The sequence below is a fragment of the Pseudomonas sp. genome (genome assembly GCF_051660785.1).
Classification (GTDB): Bacteria; Pseudomonadota; Gammaproteobacteria; order Pseudomonadales; family Pseudomonadaceae; genus Aquipseudomonas.
Map to the genome: position 1 here is coordinate 106,268 of NZ_JBOFQE010000006.1, position 16,807 is coordinate 123,074.

Consider the following 16,807-nt stretch of genomic DNA (forward strand, 5'->3'; position numbering starts at 1 on the left):
CATTAGCGCTGCCGTACTCGCTCGCTAGGATACTCAGTGAGTGGAGTGCGGTGCGTCTTCCTGATGCAGTTTCAAGTGGTTTTTTCGGCTTCTTTTCAGTTCTGCAAAACATCTTGCTTTGGATCTGCTCGAAGGCTGATGTGGTCTGCCTGCCACTTCATCATCTGTAAAGAGTCGGCGTAAGTCAGCGCCTGATCTGAGATAACTTCTACTTTTTCAAGCTCTATCCACTGCCAAACGACTATTCCGTTTTTTAGTATGGTGCAGCGGGCATTGAAGATTTCGATAATTTTGCTGGCTGTCTCTAAAGCTGCTTTCTCTGCTGCTTGGGGATCTCTATCCGTCGAATAAAGCAAAAACACAGTAAGCACGTATGGATCGTCCGGGCCGATGCGCTGATTTTCCGTTCCTTCATCCACGTCAAAAAAAACGGCAGGAATATGCCGCCCGGAACTCTTGAACGCTTTTGATAAACGTGCGCTTACGTCTGTTACTTCCTTCAATCGTCTATCGAATTCGTCTGGAAATGCCGCTCGTCTATACCTTGCGGCAAGCCACAGCTGAAGAATATTTCTCTCTGACGGTGACATGCGATGGTCTTCACATGGCGAGTACTTGCAAAGCGCTTGCTCAGGATTACCCAGGTTTTCTTTAAGAAGTAATTTTCTGGAGGTCGTCTCAAGTTCAAGTAATTGAGGTGATTTGCCAGAGCTGCACTCAATCTGCAAGCGCCGCAGGTTTTTGCAATTCGTATAGCTCCCATCTGCTGGGAGATCTACGAATCTGCCAATGATTACCTCGACAAACGGCTCCGCTCCTGGTAATTGTGCTAGGTCGCAATCATGGCTTATGACAACAACGGCGGTGCGATCGGGAGATTCAGTGCTTATCAGACCCAGAAGCTGAGCCGTTTCCTGTTGGAGAAGCTGTCCTTGCCGCCACAATGTATTTCTGCTCCAACTCGCCATACCTTACTGCGCTCCCTAGGCTCGTTCATCTGAATGAGGGACGCCTATTTCAAGAGCGTCAATCGGTTTCCGGGGTCTTGATGCGAAGCGTTGTTCGAGGGACTTGCGCTGTACCTCTTCTTTTTCGACCATGGCAATTAAATTTAGCGCAGCTTGTTCGCCGGAAGCTCCATCTCGAATGCTCTCCAGGAGAGTTAGTCCTCCATCGACTTTTCGTCTGAGAATTCGTGAGCTCCCCGAGGCTCCTGATGCATGCAACACGGTGGCCGCTAATGCTAGTTCTGTGAGTCGGTTCTGATTATTCTCCGCTATCGGCCTGCCAGCCTCCCAGTTGTAGATCGCTTGGCGAGTAACACCAAACAAAGTAGCAAGTTCGGTTACCGATGGCTTCAGGGTGTCTCGGACATAGGCTAGGTTTTCGGCCGGTGTGCGGATTAGCTTTTTTATCACTTTGCTTTGCTGAGGCGTTTCGATATGTCCAAATTCGCTCCAAGGATAGCCTTTGCCATCCCGAGCAATAACAAATTCAGGGGTGAAGGCGCCTCCTGTCCCAACCAGTAAGGCGACAATGAGCCCCGCGCCGCATTCACGCGCAAACCTCGAGACAGCTGGTGTAGCCGTAACGCGAGCATTCTGATTGAACGCTATTTGTCTGCGAAGCAAATCCGCATATGTAGTGGATTGGTTATGATGGTATGGCTGTGACGCTACCATGTGCATTTGGATCTCCTATCACTTGTCCCAAGCCGACCTGGCGTAGTCAGTGACTGTAGCTTGAAAGCATTTATCTATAAGGTCATGTATGTTGCTTAGCCGTTTCTGAATATCAGCTGCATCATAGGGATGGCGCTCCAAATACATGCCGTCTGTGTCGATCATCGCGTGTTCGCCTGAAATTTCGGCAAACCGTGGATTCAGCTTTAGACCTTCTGGAGGCAAGTCGGGCGGAAACCCGAGCTGAGCGTTTTGAGTAACTGTACGCGAGACCACTTGGCCAACACCTTCGGCCAAAAGGACCGCCTCCGAAAACGAATGGGAAAAAATTCCGTCAGGTATCCGAGCAGGCAGCCCTGTCAATTCGCGCGCTAAGTATTGATTGAGCTCTTCCCCTTCACGAGCTGTGATTGCATCTAGGTAGCGCATTCCAAGTCGCTCATAGAAACTTAGCCCTCCGACTGCGTCGGACAGGATTTTTAAGCCCAGCTGAAGTTGATCTGAGAAGGATTCAAACGACTGATATTCAGTTGTTCTAAATGACAGGGAGTTCGCTTGAAGTAGAAATCCGCGCGTACTGGATATGTCTGAAAAAATATACCTCTCAACCCTTTGGGCGCTAGGTTGGGTTGTCTCTTGTTCAAGTTCGTCTCCCATCGTGAGAGCTGGCGCCAGCTGGAGCTGGACTTGGATAACCCGCTTGAAATCAGGGTAACCCTCTCTGCGCATCCGCTCCTGGATTGCTGGTAGGTAGCTGCTCAGATTTAGCAAAGGATTGTGCTGAACCTGACCGATCACGAAATATACCGGTGGGTTTTTAAATTTCTGTCCCATGACTTTTCGCCTTTGCTTAACACTTTGCTTGTCAGTGTACACTCCGCTTTACATATAGCAAATTTCCTATGAGGCAAATTGTGGCGGTCAAGCCTTTCCTTTGGCGCGCTGTCATGGGCGTTAAGTCGCATGGTAGCGATGTTGTGTACAGCTGACTCTTGGCGCATCGAGGGGGCTTTGGTCCTTGGGTTATTTCGGAAGGATGAGCGGCTCAAGAGTGGTTTTTGGGGCTGGCCTGAACCTGTGTGAGTGGCTTTCGATTCCACCCGCATGTTGCCAAAAATGCGCAAACATTTCGTGGGCATGCGGTTCCATTTATGTGGAGGTTTGGCCTCCTTGAGCAGCATCCCTGACTTTAACTAGCACCAAGAATGGGCAACGGCGAAGTGTTTGCCGGCAGTGGGGCCGACAGTTTTTCGGCGAACGGTCGCCTTTGCAAATCCCCACGGATCTGTTCGATGGCTACCAAGGCAACCAATGCACGATGGTCGCTGCCCTTCTCGGGTTACGACCAAGTGCAACAATCAACCATGGCAAGCGCATCACAAGTGTGGCCCTTGCCAACGACCAGATGGCCATCCGATGGGGGACGCAATCCGCCGCGCTGCGCCAGTTTCCCGAACTTACCGGTGGTTACCACCTCCCGCGTTTTGCCTCGCCGACGCCGGGATCTGCGACGACTTTCGGCTGCGTTATGCAGTAGGCACCGACATCCTCGACTCTGACGGTGAAACCTTTCTGCTTTGGCTTCGACGCGCGGGCGCGTACGTCAGATGGTAGTAACCGTATCATCGACCTCTTACCAACCGTTTTTTGTGAGATAGCGTCGAATGGGTATCACGCAGGGGCTTGATCTATCAGGGCACCAAACCTGTTTTGATTTCGCTGGGGGTGGAGATAACAAGGAATCAGCTGATCTGGACGGGGCACCAGTGGGTGGCGGCGCAGACGTTCCACCGCTCGCTGGGCCTGTTGAAGCAGGCCACGGACGCCGCCGCAAGCGAGCCCCATAAACACCCGCTACCGGAACCTAGCACTGTCGTTGGCGAACTGCGCGTGGTGCGCCAGGTCGTGGGCCACCGCAAAGCCATTTACATCGAGCTTCAATGCAGCTGCGGTAGCGCGCCTTACTCGATCAACCCGTCTTGGTTCGCCCGTCGCAAGCACTACTGCTGCCGCGAATGCTGGCAGGAAATACCAGTCGGCCAGAGAAACAATCCGCACCTGCGGCATGCTGGCCACCTCTCACCGGTCAGAGTGATGCCCCCACGTGACGAACGCATGGGTCGTCAACGGATTCAACAATCGTAGACAACATAGGGTTGTCGGTGGCGTCCGCCCCTATGGGCGAAATGCAGAACCTTGTTTTACTTCGACACGCGAGCACACACGGGCCGCTGGGTTGTTTCGCGTAAAATTCGGTCTTCGTACCAGCGCTGATATTCTTGCCGGGCCTCGGGGTCAGCCTGTTGTAGGACCTCAGTCAGTTTGGCGTTGGGGACTTCTTCCCAGCGGATAGTCGGCTGGTAAGGAACGTACTCGCGCGTTGCCCGCTCAAGGTTTATCAGCTGCATCACCGGGAAGTCCTGGCCAAGACCACCGGCAAGGGCTGTACGAAAGAAGCGCTGCAGTAGCACGAAGTCCTCCAGTGGAGTCATGAACTCGCCGTACGTAGGGCTTTTTAATTGCGTCTTCAAATAACCAGGTAGTCGATTCGACACTTCTTCGCGTAGCTGCTTGAGCTCCTGCGCAGGAAAGCCCAAGGCGGTGGAAGTCGACTCATTTATTACACCCTCGGAGTCCTGAGCGTTGCGCAGTGAAAACGTGGTGTGTACCCATAGGTCGATATTCCCCAAGTGATCCGGGGACGGTTTCATCCAGGCCCAATCGGGTCCTGCGGCTACGTAGCGTTCGCGGAACTGTGAGGTGTGATCTTCAGGAAACCAGTATTGATCTGGCAAACCGATCCCCTTGGCCTTGTCGCATAAACAGGTCGTCAGCTGATCATTGTTGGTGGCCTTCATGCAGGATTGTGCGGCGCTGAGGATGTGACCGGAGCCAGGTACCTTCTGTTCTTGTTGCGTTGTGAAGTCCTCAAGGGATTTACCCAAAGCGGCGCTGAATGGAGCTAACTCGACCTCATTTTCTGACAACACTTTTGCAAGCAGTGCTGTGGGACAAGTCTCAGTCGGATCAAGCGTTGCCAAGGCTTCCGTCAGACGCACGACGCTCATCCAACGACTGGTCTGTAGCCGATCCGATGACAGGTTCACCATGCCGCTTGAGTGAGTGTCAGAGAAGCTGAAGGTATCGATCAGTCGATCCGCCTCTACGACTCTGCAGCCCAGCGGAGTGTCAGTGAGTACCGGATGTGTGTACGTCACGCGACCAATCAGTTTTCCGTCCCCCGGTGCAATCGTTACGGCCACCACTCGCCCATCTGATGCATAACGCAGGGACTGATTGACGATGGCGCCGTCGTAGGTGCCAAGGTTACGCCATTGATCGTCGACCATGATCTCCAGCGTGAGCTTGGTGCTGGTATTGCTGTCCGGGGCGGCCAGAATGGCCCAGCGAATCTGAGTGACGTCTATCCCGGCAGGTTGGGTGTCCTGTCCGATCAATACTCCACGTACGCGAGAACTGACGGAGGCCAGTTTGAAGTTGGTGGCTCGGGATCGATTGAACGCGCGTTCTGCGGTGGGTGTGGCATTGCCGCCAAGACCGGAGGCCGGAGAAGAGTCCACCGAGTTACTGGGAAACAATTGGTTATAACCGCCCAAGCGCTCGTGCAACGCCTGCTGCATTTCCTTGCCATGAAGCTGGGCAACTTTGGTACTGACCGCGCTGGCGATTTTTGTTTCGCGCAGGGCTGCGGCATTTGAAGTCCAACCCTGGCCCTCGGCGGCCATGAATGACTTGACCAGACGGCGGGAATCGTCCGTTGCATCAAGGGACGCCTGACGGGCTGTCACTGCCCGGACACTGGGTCGTGCACCGCCTACGAGCGCTTCGGTCATCCAGTTTTTTGCCCAGGTCTGGGTCCAGGTCTTGATCGCGTCCTTGCCTACATCTTTGACCAATTTCTGGGCTTGCTTGCCCAGTTCCGTTGGCGGTTTGACGTCAATTGCCCCAAAAGCTTCATCCAGCACTTGGGCAATCAACTTCCCTTGTGCGTCCAACGGCGCAAGCGGTGTGCTGTAGCGTCGCTCTAGGGTGGCGGTCAATTTTGCAAAAAGGTCAGGCTTCTCCTGTTTCAGCCGACGGACAGAGGGCTCCAGTGCGTCCTCAAGCTGGTGTTGTGCAGCGGCGATGCCGGCCTTGTTCTCGACAGCTTCACCCAATGTAGCGGCGACTTCCTTGCGGACTTTCGCCGCAGTATCAGCAGGGGTGCGTACCTCAATATGCTGATCGTTCAGGGCTGCACGGACAAACTCTGACTCGCTGCGGCTCCCGCTTTTGACCTGTACCCATTGTTCCAGCGCTGCACTTTTCGTCATTTCACTGAGGGCTGCCCTGACGAAAAGCCGGGTGGCAACCTGGATCGTGGGGAGAGCAGAGCTGCGCTCTGCGGGCTCGGCTTCAGTCGCGGAGGGTTCCGGAGGCAGTGCGGAGAGTGCCTGCTCGATCTCGCGCTGTGCCTGTTGATCGGAGATGTTCATTTGAAGGTTGTTGACCATCAACTGCATGCTGTTGGCCAGCGGTTCTGCGCTCCAGCCAATCAGGGAAAGAACAAGTAACGCGGTGGTGGCGTAAGACAGCGGTTTCCTGATCAGGCCCAGATCCTTGCCCAAGCGATCACTGGACAGCATACGCATCAACCGCTGCCATCGACTTGGAGGCTTCTGTGCTTCCTGCTCAGTGGGAGTGGCCACGGCGTCTTCGAATTTCAGATCCTTGCGCGCCCATTCGATGGCAAGGATGTACAGCAAGTGCGAGACGCTGTTTTGCGTTTGTTCCAGTTCCTCGTGGGACAGCACGGAATCTTTTGTACCGTTGTCATGGGCGATCAGGCGTTCAACCAGCGCATCCAGACTTTCAACTGTCGGGTTGAGGTCCGGATCAGTCCGGGCAGCTTCGAGAAAGGAAGGGTCTTCGATGATTCTGTCATGCAGTTCCTGGGCCTTGGTGTTCCAAGCATGAGCTACCCGTGCACGGGCTTGGCGCGCGGCGAAGTACAGCGATATACCAGCGCCCAGTAGTCCGAGTAGTCCCAGGGTAGTGCCATATCGGCTACTGATGTCCTTGGTGACGTCATACATCGATTGGGCTGCGTGAACGGTGGCTTGAGGGAAGACGCTGTTGCTTGTGGCAAAAAAACCGCAAACCCAAACCAACAGGATCACGGCGGCCAGCACAATGGCGCCAATCGCGCTGAGATCCCGGACTCGCTCCAGCACCACCAGGCTGCCGGCGCGCGCCATCTTTTCTCGAAGATCGACCGCCTTCCAGCGATTTTTGCTCAGCGGTACCAGCCAGAAGTGACACAAGGCCCACAGTGCTACGAGCAGGATCCAGATTGCGAACGGATTCATGGCATTCTCCGGCAGACACGGCGCGTGCTTCCCAAACGTGATGGTAGAACGCGACTGCCGTATCGATTCCCCGTTGTCGTGTAGAGAGTCGAAATCCACGTATCTTGCTGCGCGGCAGTTTGTACAGGTGCGCCGAACGCTGAAACCACCGTGCAATTAACAGTAAGGGTGTGATATCTCGACTGCGCAACCTGAGTAGATGAACGGATGGCGCAAGTTCTTAGTTGCAGAGTGCTGGCTGGTTATGTGCTGTTTCATGGCTGTTACAAAATGCTTAGGGTGGAGGAAAAATGTAGTATGGACGTGCTAGCTCGGCTGGTAGAGCAGCAGTAAAAAAGTGTGGGTATTGTATATGTTATGTAATGTTGGGGCGCCTGGATACAGATTGGTGGAACATGAAGGCCTAAAAATCAGCACGCTGAATTGTTAACCAACGGCAGGGGGGCAATCCTAAATGGACAGGGGGTGGCGGGGTTGGTTTTGCCGGTCAATGGTTTTTTTTATCGTTCTCCGCGTCAGGAGTCTATTATAGCGTTTGGTTATTTTAACTATTCGATAAGGTTTTTAACGGATTTATCAATTTGTGAGTGGTTGAGCTATCGTCAGGTCAACCGTTAAAGAATTTTATTGCCGGAAATTCGCGTCGAGTAATTGTTGGCGACGTTGTGTTTTTTATTGTGTGTAGTTTTTGTTTGATTAATCGAGGTGCTGAGGTGTTTTGTGTTTGTTAGTTGGGCTTCGAGGGTAAGGCTTAAGTAGTTTTAAATAAGTTGGTCGGGCTCTGCGAATCAATAGTTGAGTGCTCGTCCATCGTTCTCGGATAGGTCTTGGCTTACCCACGCCTTCAGGCAAGGAATGAGAATATGACGACTGACACTACGTCCTCGCATAAAAACACCACGCAAGTGGATCTCAAGACCCTGTATCAAGCCCGGCGCGAAAAACTGCCCCTGGATGTACAAAAGACGCTATCGGATCGCCCTTGGGGTTTAGCGTTGTCAGGAGGCGGGATTCGTAGCGCCACCTTCTGTTTTGGCTTGATCAAGGCGCTGGCGGAGAAGGAACTGCTGCATCGTTTCGACCTGATGTCAACCGTCTCCGGTGGTGGTTATATCGGTTCGACCATCGGCAAGTTGTTCCATAACGAAGGGCAGTCCGGTGCCCCGGATCCACTTAGGCTGGAGCGAGAGCTGGGCCAGGCGCAGACGCGCTGGTTTGCGGTCTGGCTACGGGCCAATGGACGTTACCTGATTCCTAGGGGGCTTAAGGACATTCTGTTCGCCTCCGCAAACTTCGGTCGAAACCTGTTGGGCGTGCATGTCGAGTTGGCGTTTCTGGCTATCATCCTCGGCGGCTTTCTAGTCAGCTTGGATCTTGCTGTCTGGCAGTGGGTCGACTGCCTTACCCCCGGGGGTGGTTGCGCGCCTGTGGCATGGCTCGATAGGGACTTGATCGGCTTCTTTTCCAGTTGGCCGACACTGTGGATCGGGTTGGTGCCCGTGGCCTGGATCGGGGCAGTTCTTTCTTGTACTTATTGGGCGTTGCCCACTCGCAAAGGGCAGAGACTGGGTCTGCAGCGCCTGGTGACGGCGCTGATGGCAAGTGTTGGCATCGTGATTTTGCTTCGCCATTCAACGAGTGTGCTGAACGACGTCATGCCGCTTTGGACAGGTACCCTGGAGCTTCCTACGGCTTTGGTCGCGGTGGCATTGGCCTTGATGGGCGCCTGGGTTCTGGGCATCCTCTTTGCGATGTGTCTGAGCATCAAGTCCGAGAAGGATCCGGACCGCACCCGCAACGGCCTTACGCAAGCGCTGGCGGTCGCCATGAAGATCGCCCTGGCATTAGTTGCGCTCGGCATGGTCGATTATCTGGCCTGGTCCCTAACCAACTCGAACACCACATCGCAAGGTCAATTAGGCGGAGTATTGGCCCTGATTGCCGTCGGGTTGAGGGCCGCCATGCCAATGATTGCCGATCTTCCAAAAAGCCTAGTTCCGGGAACCCGGCGGGTGGTCATGGAGGTGATCAATGTGTTGGGGGTTGCCCTTGCCGGTGTCTTTCTGGTGTTCTGGATCAGTGTGCTGCATCGGGCAACCACGAGCGTGCTGTTCGACTCGTCCCTGGGGGCGCTGCATTTTTCGTTGGCGTGGCAATACCTGGCTTGGCTGACCATTCCTCCGCTATTGATGGTGTTGGTTTCAGCCGCCAATCGCGATTTTCTCAACCGCTCTTCGCTCTATGCGTTTTATCGTGCTCGTTTGATACGCAGCTATCTGGGGGCGGCCAACCCTCACAGGTTCCAACCGGGAACCTCTTCGCCCATGTCCTGTGTCGCACCCGCCAATAGTCAGTCCCTGCCGTTGCGGGTCACGCAAGTGGATGATGGCGATGACCTGAGCATGGTCGCTTACCAGCCCCATAAAGGCGGTGGGCCAGTGCACCTGATCAATGTGTGCGTCAACCAGACCGAAGATCCGATGGGAGGGCTGTTCAATCAGGACAGGAAAGGTTCGCTATTGACCGTCGGTCCCGGCGGGTGCCTGTTGCACTGCAGTGATACCTGGCACCCAGGAAGTCAGACGCAGTCATTGAGCCTGGGGGCGTGGGTGGCCATTTCCGGTGCGGCCGTCGCTCCCGGGCTTGGCAAGTCGACTCGTTCCGGCATCGCGGCCTTGTTGATGATGTCCGGCATTCGTCTGGGTTACTGGTGGGATAGCCATGGCATGGGCGGTCAGCCACCGGCAGAACGTATTGGCAAATATGGCCAACTGTTGAGCGAGTTGCGTGGACGTTTCGATGGTGACCGGCGTCAGGACTGGTTTCTGAGTGACGGTGGACACTTTGAAAACACCGCGGCCTATGCGCTGTTGCGCGAAGAGTGCGAGGTCATAGTGGTCGCCGACTGTGGTGCGGATCCACGCTATGCCTTTGGCGATCTGGAAAACCTGGTGCGCAAGGCGCGTATTGATTTACAGGCCGAGATTACCTTTTTGCGCCCCCGGCAACCGGATCGGGACTTGCCTGCGGTTTTCGGCTCGCTCAATGAGTTGGCATCGCCGGACAGTGAGGCATGCCTGGCGTTGGCCCGAGTCGACTATCGTCGCAGCGGATGTTCCGGTCACATGATCATCGTCAAGCCGAACATGAGTAATGGCGCTCCGGTAGACCTGGTCAATTTCAAGTCCGACAACCCGCTGTTTCCCCAGGAACCGACCACCGATCAGTCTTTCAGTGAGGCGCAATGGGAGAGCTATTTCCAGCTTGGACAATCCCTGGGGCGCTACATCGATCTGGAGCAACTGCAGGATATGCGGGCGTTCGCCAGGAATTATTTCGTCAATGATGACGGCGCCATCCTGTTCAAGGAAAGCGACGGTGCCATGGTGCTGCGGTTTTCCTCCAAACGACTCTCTTCGCGGATTGCGTCGACAGGTGCGGTCTCGGCCTCCATCAGCCTGGGCGCTATTGCTTCCATCGGATTGGCCGGCTGGCAGGCCATCAACTCCGAGTTCACGCATCGAGTAGACCAGCAGAAGATTGAGCCAGGTGCGCTGAAGGAGCTCACCGATATCTTTGGCAAGCTACCTCCGCCCGGGCGTCCCGCGACCACTTCGAGCAATGACCCTTTGGGAGAAATGGCGACGGCCTTGTTACGTGTTGGCGACAAGGCATGTACGGCCTACAACCTCGACGCGTTTCGGCAATCCCCGTTGATGAAGTTGATGGTTGGTCGGACTAAGGATGCATGCAGGCAGTCGGTGTCTGCGCACCCATCCTGTACAGTACTGCTGGATGATTTCTCGCTGTCAGCGTGTCTGCAGGATGAGCCAAGGATCAAGTGCGAGCCGCAGTACTGGATTCGTGATTACTCGCCTGCAACCTTGGCCTCAGCAAACTGTTGGGCGCCTACGCGTAACTATGTTGATCAGGGCGAATCCGAGCAGGCGTCATCCTCACCAGCACCAGCACCAGCACCAGCACCTGCATCCGTTCCGGAACCGTCATCGCCCGCACCGTCTGAAAGCACGGCTCAGGACGGCAATACCGCGGCGACTGAACCCCCTGCTGTCCTGGACACATCAACCACTTGTAAGGGCAAGACGGTGTATCTGCAAATCTATGGCCCGGAACTACGGGATTTCGCCAGGTCCCTGCGTGAGCCTTGGCGAAGTTTTGGTGCGTCGGTACCACCCGTGGAAGATGTCGTGGACAGCGCACGTCGGGCGAGCCGCCGGGCACCGGCTCCTTATCCGAGCCCGACCGTGGTCTACCACGATCAAGCCTCAAAGGACTGTGCCGACCAACTGAAATCCATCGACGCTGCGAAATCATGGATTGTCGCCCCCCTGGCCGACGGCTTGAAGGGTCAGAAAGGTGTGATTGAAGTTTGGCTACCACCTTCGACCCAGGTGGACTGACGCAGAGCCCTCCGCGTTGCCACGGAAGTGGTATCGAACGAGATGAAGCAGGCTTTGCTTGGGAGGGGGCCGTTGGTAGGAGGATGGCGAGGAGAAATGCCGGTGTAGAGGAGCGTGAGGCCTTGGTAGGTGTGGCACCCGCTCGTCGGGACTCCAAGCGGAATGCAGCGGAAATACCAGGCACAGACGCGAGGTTACCTTGGCACGGGGCAAGGGCGGGTGAGCACTTCAGAGCGAGTCCACAAACGACCGGGTTCAGCTTCTTGCACGCTAACGATTAAGCCGGGCAGTGGCCGCTAAGTACGATTGCTACTCGGATGGTTGCTGTTGAATCTTGTCTACATCCATTATCAAACTCCGTTTTGGACCTGCTCAGGCTCGATACTGAAGACCTATGAGCCCCAAGCGTTAAGTACGCTGTGATGGGACGCGGAGTCAATTCGGAAGATCTGGGGGAGAAGGGCAGTCATGTGTTTGGACAAACAGGATTTCAGCTGGCACCAGGAAAGGTCAACCGCGCCGGAAACAATTGACTTTAAAAGAGCTGCCGCGCCGAGCCGAACGTGGCAACTGGCCTACCACTGAATGGATGCCTCAGACATATTTCTCAAAGTACTCGTCCAAAAACTCCGGTACTTTCTCGCCGACCTCTGCAGCCAGGTTGCGTGCCACTGCAATTTCGCGCTCCAGCGACTCAAGGTGCCTGGGGTCCATCTCGGGATGTTTACGTCGGAGTTTTTGCGGCACGGTGTCAAGCACCGAAGCGATATGCGAAGCGACTTTGCTCAAGACGAAGGTGGCAATCTCCACGGGTATCAATTGCTGCTCCATAACCTCATTCTTTTTCTCCTGAGCGACGGCCTGCGCCGTTGTTAACCTGACCTTCTCAATCATGAGGTGGTATTCGACCAAGGGGTCGATACCGTCTTCAACCAGATGACCCGCTTCCGCTTTGACTTGGCCGCTGTTGAGTCCTCTTAAGTAACGAAAATAAGCCAGACGACAGTGCTGAAGATTTAAACCGCCATTGCCCCGCGAGGTGGGCAGGATACCGTCTGCAAGCAAGTAGCGAACTTGCCGATCGGTCAAGTCCAGGTGTTGGGCAAGCTCTTTTTGATTCGCCATAACTACCTCAAAGATACATAAATAAAAGCGGAACCGGGATTCGTCAAAAAAACTCATACATCGTTCGACGTCGGGGCTCGAATTACCCGCATTGGGGGTGGGGGCCAGGAGTACCTTTTCAGATTGGGTGGTCCGACTCCGACCGGGTTGGCCTTTGCGGCCTCTTGAGACGTTCGATTAATCTCTACTCTTTTGCCGTCCCTGCTCGGGATGCACCGTGAGGTTTTCCGGTCAGAACATCGGCATCCACCGTCACTCGCTGGCATCAAAAGGCGTGATAAACGAAAGAGATGAGGTCGTTCGTCTAACGTCAAAACATCCTCCTCGGCAATGGATCCTGGGATTGACCGAGAGCCTTGTGCGCAGGGGCGTGCAGCACGGTTGTCGACGTAGCCTGTCCCGGTCCTGTCCCGGTATGCAGCGCCGCAAACCCTCGTTGATCCAGCCACGCATGCCAATCCTCCAACGCCTTGCGTTTCAGCGTGTCGGCGCTGGTGTGGATGTAGGTGGCGGTCAGGGTGTTCATCGCATGGTTGACCAGCATCTCGCCCACCAGGTAGTCCACGCCCAAGTCCATCCAGGCGGTGCGGGCGACCTTGCGCAGGTCGTGGCTGGTCCAACTGCCCTGACTCAAACGGACAAACACCTGGCTGGCCTGGTTCGCACTCAAGGGGTGGCGTGTCTGGCCGGGAAACAGGTAGGCGCCGACGTAGCCGCGGGCCGTCTGGTGCTCGCGATAACGCAGCAGCAGCGTGCACACCTGATCGGTCAGGGGCAGAGTGAGTTCGCGCTTGGTCTTGGTCTCGTCGGCGGGGATGAACCATTGGCGGCGGGTCAGGTTGATGTACTTCCAGCGCGCCACCCGGGTTTCACCCAGACGGGTGCCATGGCAAAGCATCATCAATACCAACATGCAGCCGGCGGTCGCATTTGCGAATTCAGCGCCGAGGTTTGCCAGCACCTCTTCCAGGTCTTCGGCGCGCAAATGGGCCGGCTTGGGTTTTATCCGCGTCTGCACAAAATCGTTGAACTTCAAACTGGCCATGGGATTGACCACGATCAGGCCGAGTCGCGCGGCTTGGCGGAAGGCCACGGTCAACACGCCGTAAACCGAGCGAACAAACGACAGGGCGTACCGTTCCTGCATGGGCCACAGCAACATCTGGTCCAGGGAGGCGCGGTCCAGGCCGGTCAGCGACAAGGCGTTCAGTCGGGGTTGTAATTGGCAGCGGACGGCCGACCTGGCACTGGCTTTGCGCTTGGCCGATAAACCGTGATCGCGGCTCATGCGATCCAGGTACCACGTCAGCAGATCACCGACCGTTTGCCAGCTGTTGACCGTCGACCGTGCACCCGGCTCGGCAGCCCGGCGCAGCAGAATCGCCGGCAGCGTGGCTTGCATGGCCTTTGCGTTGATATCCGGGTAGTTGCCGGCCTTGCCCCATTTGTCACCGACCACGACAAACCACGAGCCTTTGGCCCGATTGGTGGAGGAGTAACGAAAGCGCAAGGCGGGGAAACGCGGGTCGCGCAACTGACGGACCGGTGTTGCCGCGTATTGACGAATGGCGGCGTCGGTCAGCAGCACGTGCAGCGTTTCGCTCGGTGCAGATACGTCAGTCATGGAGGCGCTCCTGCTGCAGTTGGGCGGCCTTGGAGAGTTGGTCATTCACCCGCTCTGCCAGCAGGTTGCGAGCGGCCTGCAGCTACGCGAGCCGTTCTTTTTCCCGATGCTCACGTTGGCGCAGCATCGCGGTGCGGATACGGCGCAATCGAGCCCTGACTTCTGGCGAGGGAGCGGTAAGCTCACCGGTGATCAGGCCGGCAATCGCTTTGGCATTCTCGGTCAGCGGTGCACAGGCCAAACTGATCAGGCTTTGATTGGCCACGTCCGCAGACAACCGCTTCATCAGGACGGCGTGATCGATGGCCATGACCCGGCGTTGAGGGTCAAAGCCCATCGATACACGCCACTGGGCGGGCGTGGATTGCAGGCGAGCAACGTTTACCAGGCGCTCATACGCCGAGATGAAGGCCATGCGTGCCCCGACCTTGTCGCCAATGTTCAGCAGTGACTGGGCTGCGGACATGGCCAAGGAGATTTCTTCGGTCATGACGACGGTATCGAACTGATCCATGGCAGCGAGCGCAATCGACCAGGCTTCATCCTTACCTGGTCGACCGTCGGCGGTCTGCACTCGCTGCATGATCGCTGCCAGGGTCAGGCGGCCGCTCACCTCATGTCGGCACGCGCGCAAAGCCGTCACCAGATCGCTTACCTGAAACCTGGCCAGATCATCGACCATCATTTTCGCGGCGCCGGCACTCAGGGTGGTGCCCATGGCTTCAGCGGTGACGCACAACGCGTCGACCAGTTGGGATTTTTCGTCAGAGGAAAGCATTTTTTGAACCCTCCTTGCGGATCATGGCCTTGGCCTGTTCGGCGGTGTTCAGGTTGGCTTGGGTGTTCTCGATCTGTCGCGCCGTGACGGAATTGACTTGGGCGTTGGTCGCCCATTGCGTACGGAACGCTTCGGCCTTGGCCAGCAGCGCGCCGAAGGCATGGCATTCACGGATCAGATATGAATCGTTGATGCCGACGAAATAGGCGGCCACTCGCGGTGCCTCGATTTTTCCCAAACGCTTGAGCAGGTCGTTGACTTGCGCATTCACTTTTTGATTTCGAACGGGCTCGGTCTGATAGCGGTCGAAATAGGCGGTCGAGTACGCCAGCCAGATGTTTCGGCAGGCCAGTTTGCGATCGTCATCTTCCTGTGCCTTCAGCTGCTTTACGGAAACTTGTTTACCGGCCACGACGATGGACTGCCCGATCGGGGCCGACAAAAAAGAAGATGGTTCTGCTGACGGATCTTTGTAGGTTCTATTACGGTTCTGGGTGCAGCTGCTGCGGGGGGCGGGTGCAGGCTGTGCGGGGGAGGGGTGCTGCTCCTGCGGGATATGCGGTGCATCATTTGCGGGGCGCGGTTGCTGCGGGGGTGCATAGGCTGCGGGGGTCAGGGTGTAGAGCGTAGAGCGACCCACGCGCTCGGCCGTGGACATAATCCCGGTTGAACACAGCCACCTGATGCTGACCTGTACAGCCCGTTCTGACAGGCAGGTGCGCATGGCGATCTTGGGGACTGAGGGCCAGCAGACTCCTTCGTCATTGGCGTTGTCTGCCAGGGATATCAGCACGGCCTTTTGCGTCGCACTCATGCCCTGCAATGGCCAGCAGGCACTCATGATCATCGTGCTCATTGAAGATCCTCCCGGCTGATCCGACGCTGTATCAGCGAGCCATCCCAACTGGACTTCATCGGGAGCTTTTGCTCCAGGTACCACTCCTGCAATCGTATGGAACCCGCCAGCAACAGCGTCAACAAGTAGGTCTGGATAGACTTCTGTCCAGGCCGGGAAATGCAGCGAACATCTTCGGCCAGATATTTATCGCGGGCACGACTTCGGGTCCGGTATTTCGGCGATCGATCTGGATCAGTTTCGGCGTTGTAGATCCAGCCGGACTCGAGCAGGAAATGATTGATTTTCTGACTGTTGACCCCGTTTAGGGTGCGGCAGAACTGCACAGGCGTCAGCCCTGCCTGGAAAGTCGGCTCGGGATGTTCAAGTCTCAGTCGGAGGGCCCGGTTCTCCAGCACGAGTCTGGCGTTGTGTTCGTCGAGGTCGGCCGCCAGGCGCAACGCGTCCGCGCGAGTCTGCGGGATAGGGAAAGCGGCCCGTTGCGCCAATCGCAGTTCCTGTTCGGTCATGTGGTCAAACACAGCCGCCTGTAGATCGTAGCTGTACGACATGGCCATGAGACAGGATTCGCGTTTCGGGAAGCGGTAGCACTTTTGCTGGCGGTTCATTGAGTCGATATAGGTGTGGGAAAACTTCCCGGCATCTTTTTTTAGAACTCTGGGTACCTTTTTGAGAAAGTCGCTGTGCGCCAAAGCGGGCGCACCCTCGGCGCGGTGGCTGTTGATGAAGTCGACCAGCTCCAGACTGATCATGGTGACGGCATCGCCGCCCTTGAACGGCACACTGGTCATTTGGCAGCCCTCGAGTATTTTTCCGACAAGTCTGTCCAGGCACGATCCAGAATCGATTTCTCAAATTTCGGGCAAGCCTTCGGTGTCACCGCCATTGGGCAGCGTTGGAAAGTCGTCATGATTAAGCCCTTTACTTAATGGGGCAGTGCCGATCGAAAAAT

The 16,807-nt window shown here is 56.0% G+C and carries 11 protein-coding genes and 1 pseudogene; 3 read left to right on the forward strand and 9 right to left on the reverse strand.

From position 1 onward, the window contains the following. Positions 1 to 95: 95 nt before the first annotated feature. The 3 genes from ACRC4F_RS01830 to ACRC4F_RS01840 are packed head-to-tail and all read right to left on the reverse strand — an operon-like array spanning position 96 to position 2,516. Positions 96 to 968, reverse strand: coding sequence for a hypothetical protein (locus tag ACRC4F_RS01830; protein WP_438657826.1), 873 nt, complete (start codon positions 966 to 968; stop codon positions 96 to 98). 15 nt (positions 969 to 983) lie between these two features. Continuing rightward, on the reverse strand, positions 984 to 1,688 hold the full coding sequence (locus ACRC4F_RS01835; protein WP_438657827.1) for a helix-turn-helix domain-containing protein: 705 nt from the start codon (positions 1,686 to 1,688) through the stop codon (positions 984 to 986). 12 nt (positions 1,689 to 1,700) lie between these two features. Continuing rightward, positions 1,701 to 2,516, reverse strand: a complete 816-nt coding sequence (locus ACRC4F_RS01840; protein ID WP_438657828.1) for a TIGR04255 family protein — start codon at positions 2,514 to 2,516, stop codon at positions 1,701 to 1,703. A 368-nt stretch (positions 2,517 to 2,884) separates the two neighbouring features. On the opposite strand from ACRC4F_RS01840, the pseudogene ACRC4F_RS01845 reads away from it, so the two are divergent. Continuing rightward, positions 2,885 to 3,120, forward strand: a pseudogene (locus ACRC4F_RS01845) (hypothetical protein); the annotation flags it as partial. A 245-nt stretch (positions 3,121 to 3,365) separates the two neighbouring features. Beyond that, a complete protein-coding gene (locus tag ACRC4F_RS01850; RefSeq protein WP_438657829.1) occupies positions 3,366 to 3,827 on the forward strand; it encodes a hypothetical protein in 462 nt (153 codons plus the stop codon). Between the two features lie 56 nt (positions 3,828 to 3,883). Here ACRC4F_RS01850 and ACRC4F_RS01855 read toward each other — a convergent pair whose 3' ends face one another. Then, positions 3,884 to 7,051 (reverse strand): hypothetical protein, encoded by a 3,168-nt coding sequence (locus tag ACRC4F_RS01855; protein ID WP_438657830.1) that lies wholly within the window; start codon positions 7,049 to 7,051, stop codon positions 3,884 to 3,886. 863 nt (positions 7,052 to 7,914) lie between these two features. Between ACRC4F_RS01855 and ACRC4F_RS01860 the strand changes: the two genes are divergently transcribed. After that, positions 7,915 to 11,472 (forward strand): hypothetical protein, encoded by a 3,558-nt coding sequence (locus ACRC4F_RS01860; RefSeq protein WP_438657831.1) that lies wholly within the window; start codon positions 7,915 to 7,917, stop codon positions 11,470 to 11,472. 594 nt (positions 11,473 to 12,066) lie between these two features. On the opposite strand, the gene ACRC4F_RS01865 is transcribed toward ACRC4F_RS01860, so the two are convergent. From ACRC4F_RS01865 to ACRC4F_RS01885, 5 genes are all read right to left on the reverse strand, one after another. After that, positions 12,067 to 12,654 carry a terminase small subunit gene (locus tag ACRC4F_RS01865; RefSeq protein ID WP_438657832.1) on the reverse strand — a complete coding sequence of 196 codons (588 nt, stop codon included), beginning with the start codon at positions 12,652 to 12,654 and terminating at the stop codon, positions 12,067 to 12,069. A 253-nt stretch (positions 12,655 to 12,907) separates the two neighbouring features. Beyond that, positions 12,908 to 14,221 carry a tyrosine-type recombinase/integrase gene (locus ACRC4F_RS01870; RefSeq protein ID WP_438657833.1) on the reverse strand — a complete coding sequence of 438 codons (1,314 nt, stop codon included), beginning with the start codon at positions 14,219 to 14,221 and terminating at the stop codon, positions 12,908 to 12,910. 82 nt (positions 14,222 to 14,303) lie between these two features. Continuing rightward, complete coding sequence (locus tag ACRC4F_RS01875; RefSeq protein WP_438657834.1) at positions 14,304 to 14,999, reverse strand: hypothetical protein; 696 nt, start codon at positions 14,997 to 14,999, stop codon at positions 14,304 to 14,306. Further along, the gene (locus tag ACRC4F_RS01880; RefSeq protein WP_438657835.1) at positions 14,986 to 15,855 is read right to left on the reverse strand and encodes a helix-turn-helix domain-containing protein; all 870 of its coding nucleotides are present in this window, start codon (positions 15,853 to 15,855) and stop codon (positions 14,986 to 14,988) included. Before ACRC4F_RS01880 ends, ACRC4F_RS01875 begins: the two co-directional genes overlap by 14 nt. Beyond that, positions 15,852 to 16,646 (reverse strand): transporter, encoded by a 795-nt coding sequence (locus ACRC4F_RS01885; protein ID WP_438657836.1) that lies wholly within the window; start codon positions 16,644 to 16,646, stop codon positions 15,852 to 15,854. Before ACRC4F_RS01885 ends, ACRC4F_RS01880 begins: the two co-directional genes overlap by 4 nt. Positions 16,647 to 16,807 lie beyond the last annotated feature (161 nt).

Bases quoted from the DNA above. Each gene is read 5' to 3' on its own strand.
- ACRC4F_RS01830 (WP_438657826.1), bottom strand. From the start codon at position 968: ATGGCGAGTTGGAGCAGAAATACATTGTGGCGGCAAGGACAGCTTCTC.
- ACRC4F_RS01835 (WP_438657827.1), bottom strand. From the start codon at position 1,688: ATGCACATGGTAGCGTCACAGCCATACCATCATAACCAATCCACTACA.
- ACRC4F_RS01840 (WP_438657828.1), bottom strand. From the start codon at position 2,516: ATGGGACAGAAATTTAAAAACCCACCGGTATATTTCGTGATCGGTCAG.
- ACRC4F_RS01855 (WP_438657830.1), bottom strand. From the start codon at position 7,051: ATGAATCCGTTCGCAATCTGGATCCTGCTCGTAGCACTGTGGGCCTTG.
- ACRC4F_RS01860 (WP_438657831.1), top strand. From the start codon at position 7,915: ATGACGACTGACACTACGTCCTCGCATAAAAACACCACGCAAGTGGAT.
- ACRC4F_RS01865 (WP_438657832.1), bottom strand. From the start codon at position 12,654: ATGAGTTTTTTTGACGAATCCCGGTTCCGCTTTTATTTATGTATCTTT.
- ACRC4F_RS01870 (WP_438657833.1), bottom strand. From the start codon at position 14,221: ATGACTGACGTATCTGCACCGAGCGAAACGCTGCACGTGCTGCTGACC.
- ACRC4F_RS01875 (WP_438657834.1), bottom strand. From the start codon at position 14,999: ATGCTTTCCTCTGACGAAAAATCCCAACTGGTCGACGCGTTGTGCGTC.
- ACRC4F_RS01880 (WP_438657835.1), bottom strand. From the start codon at position 15,855: ATGAGCACGATGATCATGAGTGCCTGCTGGCCATTGCAGGGCATGAGT.
- ACRC4F_RS01885 (WP_438657836.1), bottom strand. From the start codon at position 16,646: ATGACCAGTGTGCCGTTCAAGGGCGGCGATGCCGTCACCATGATCAGT.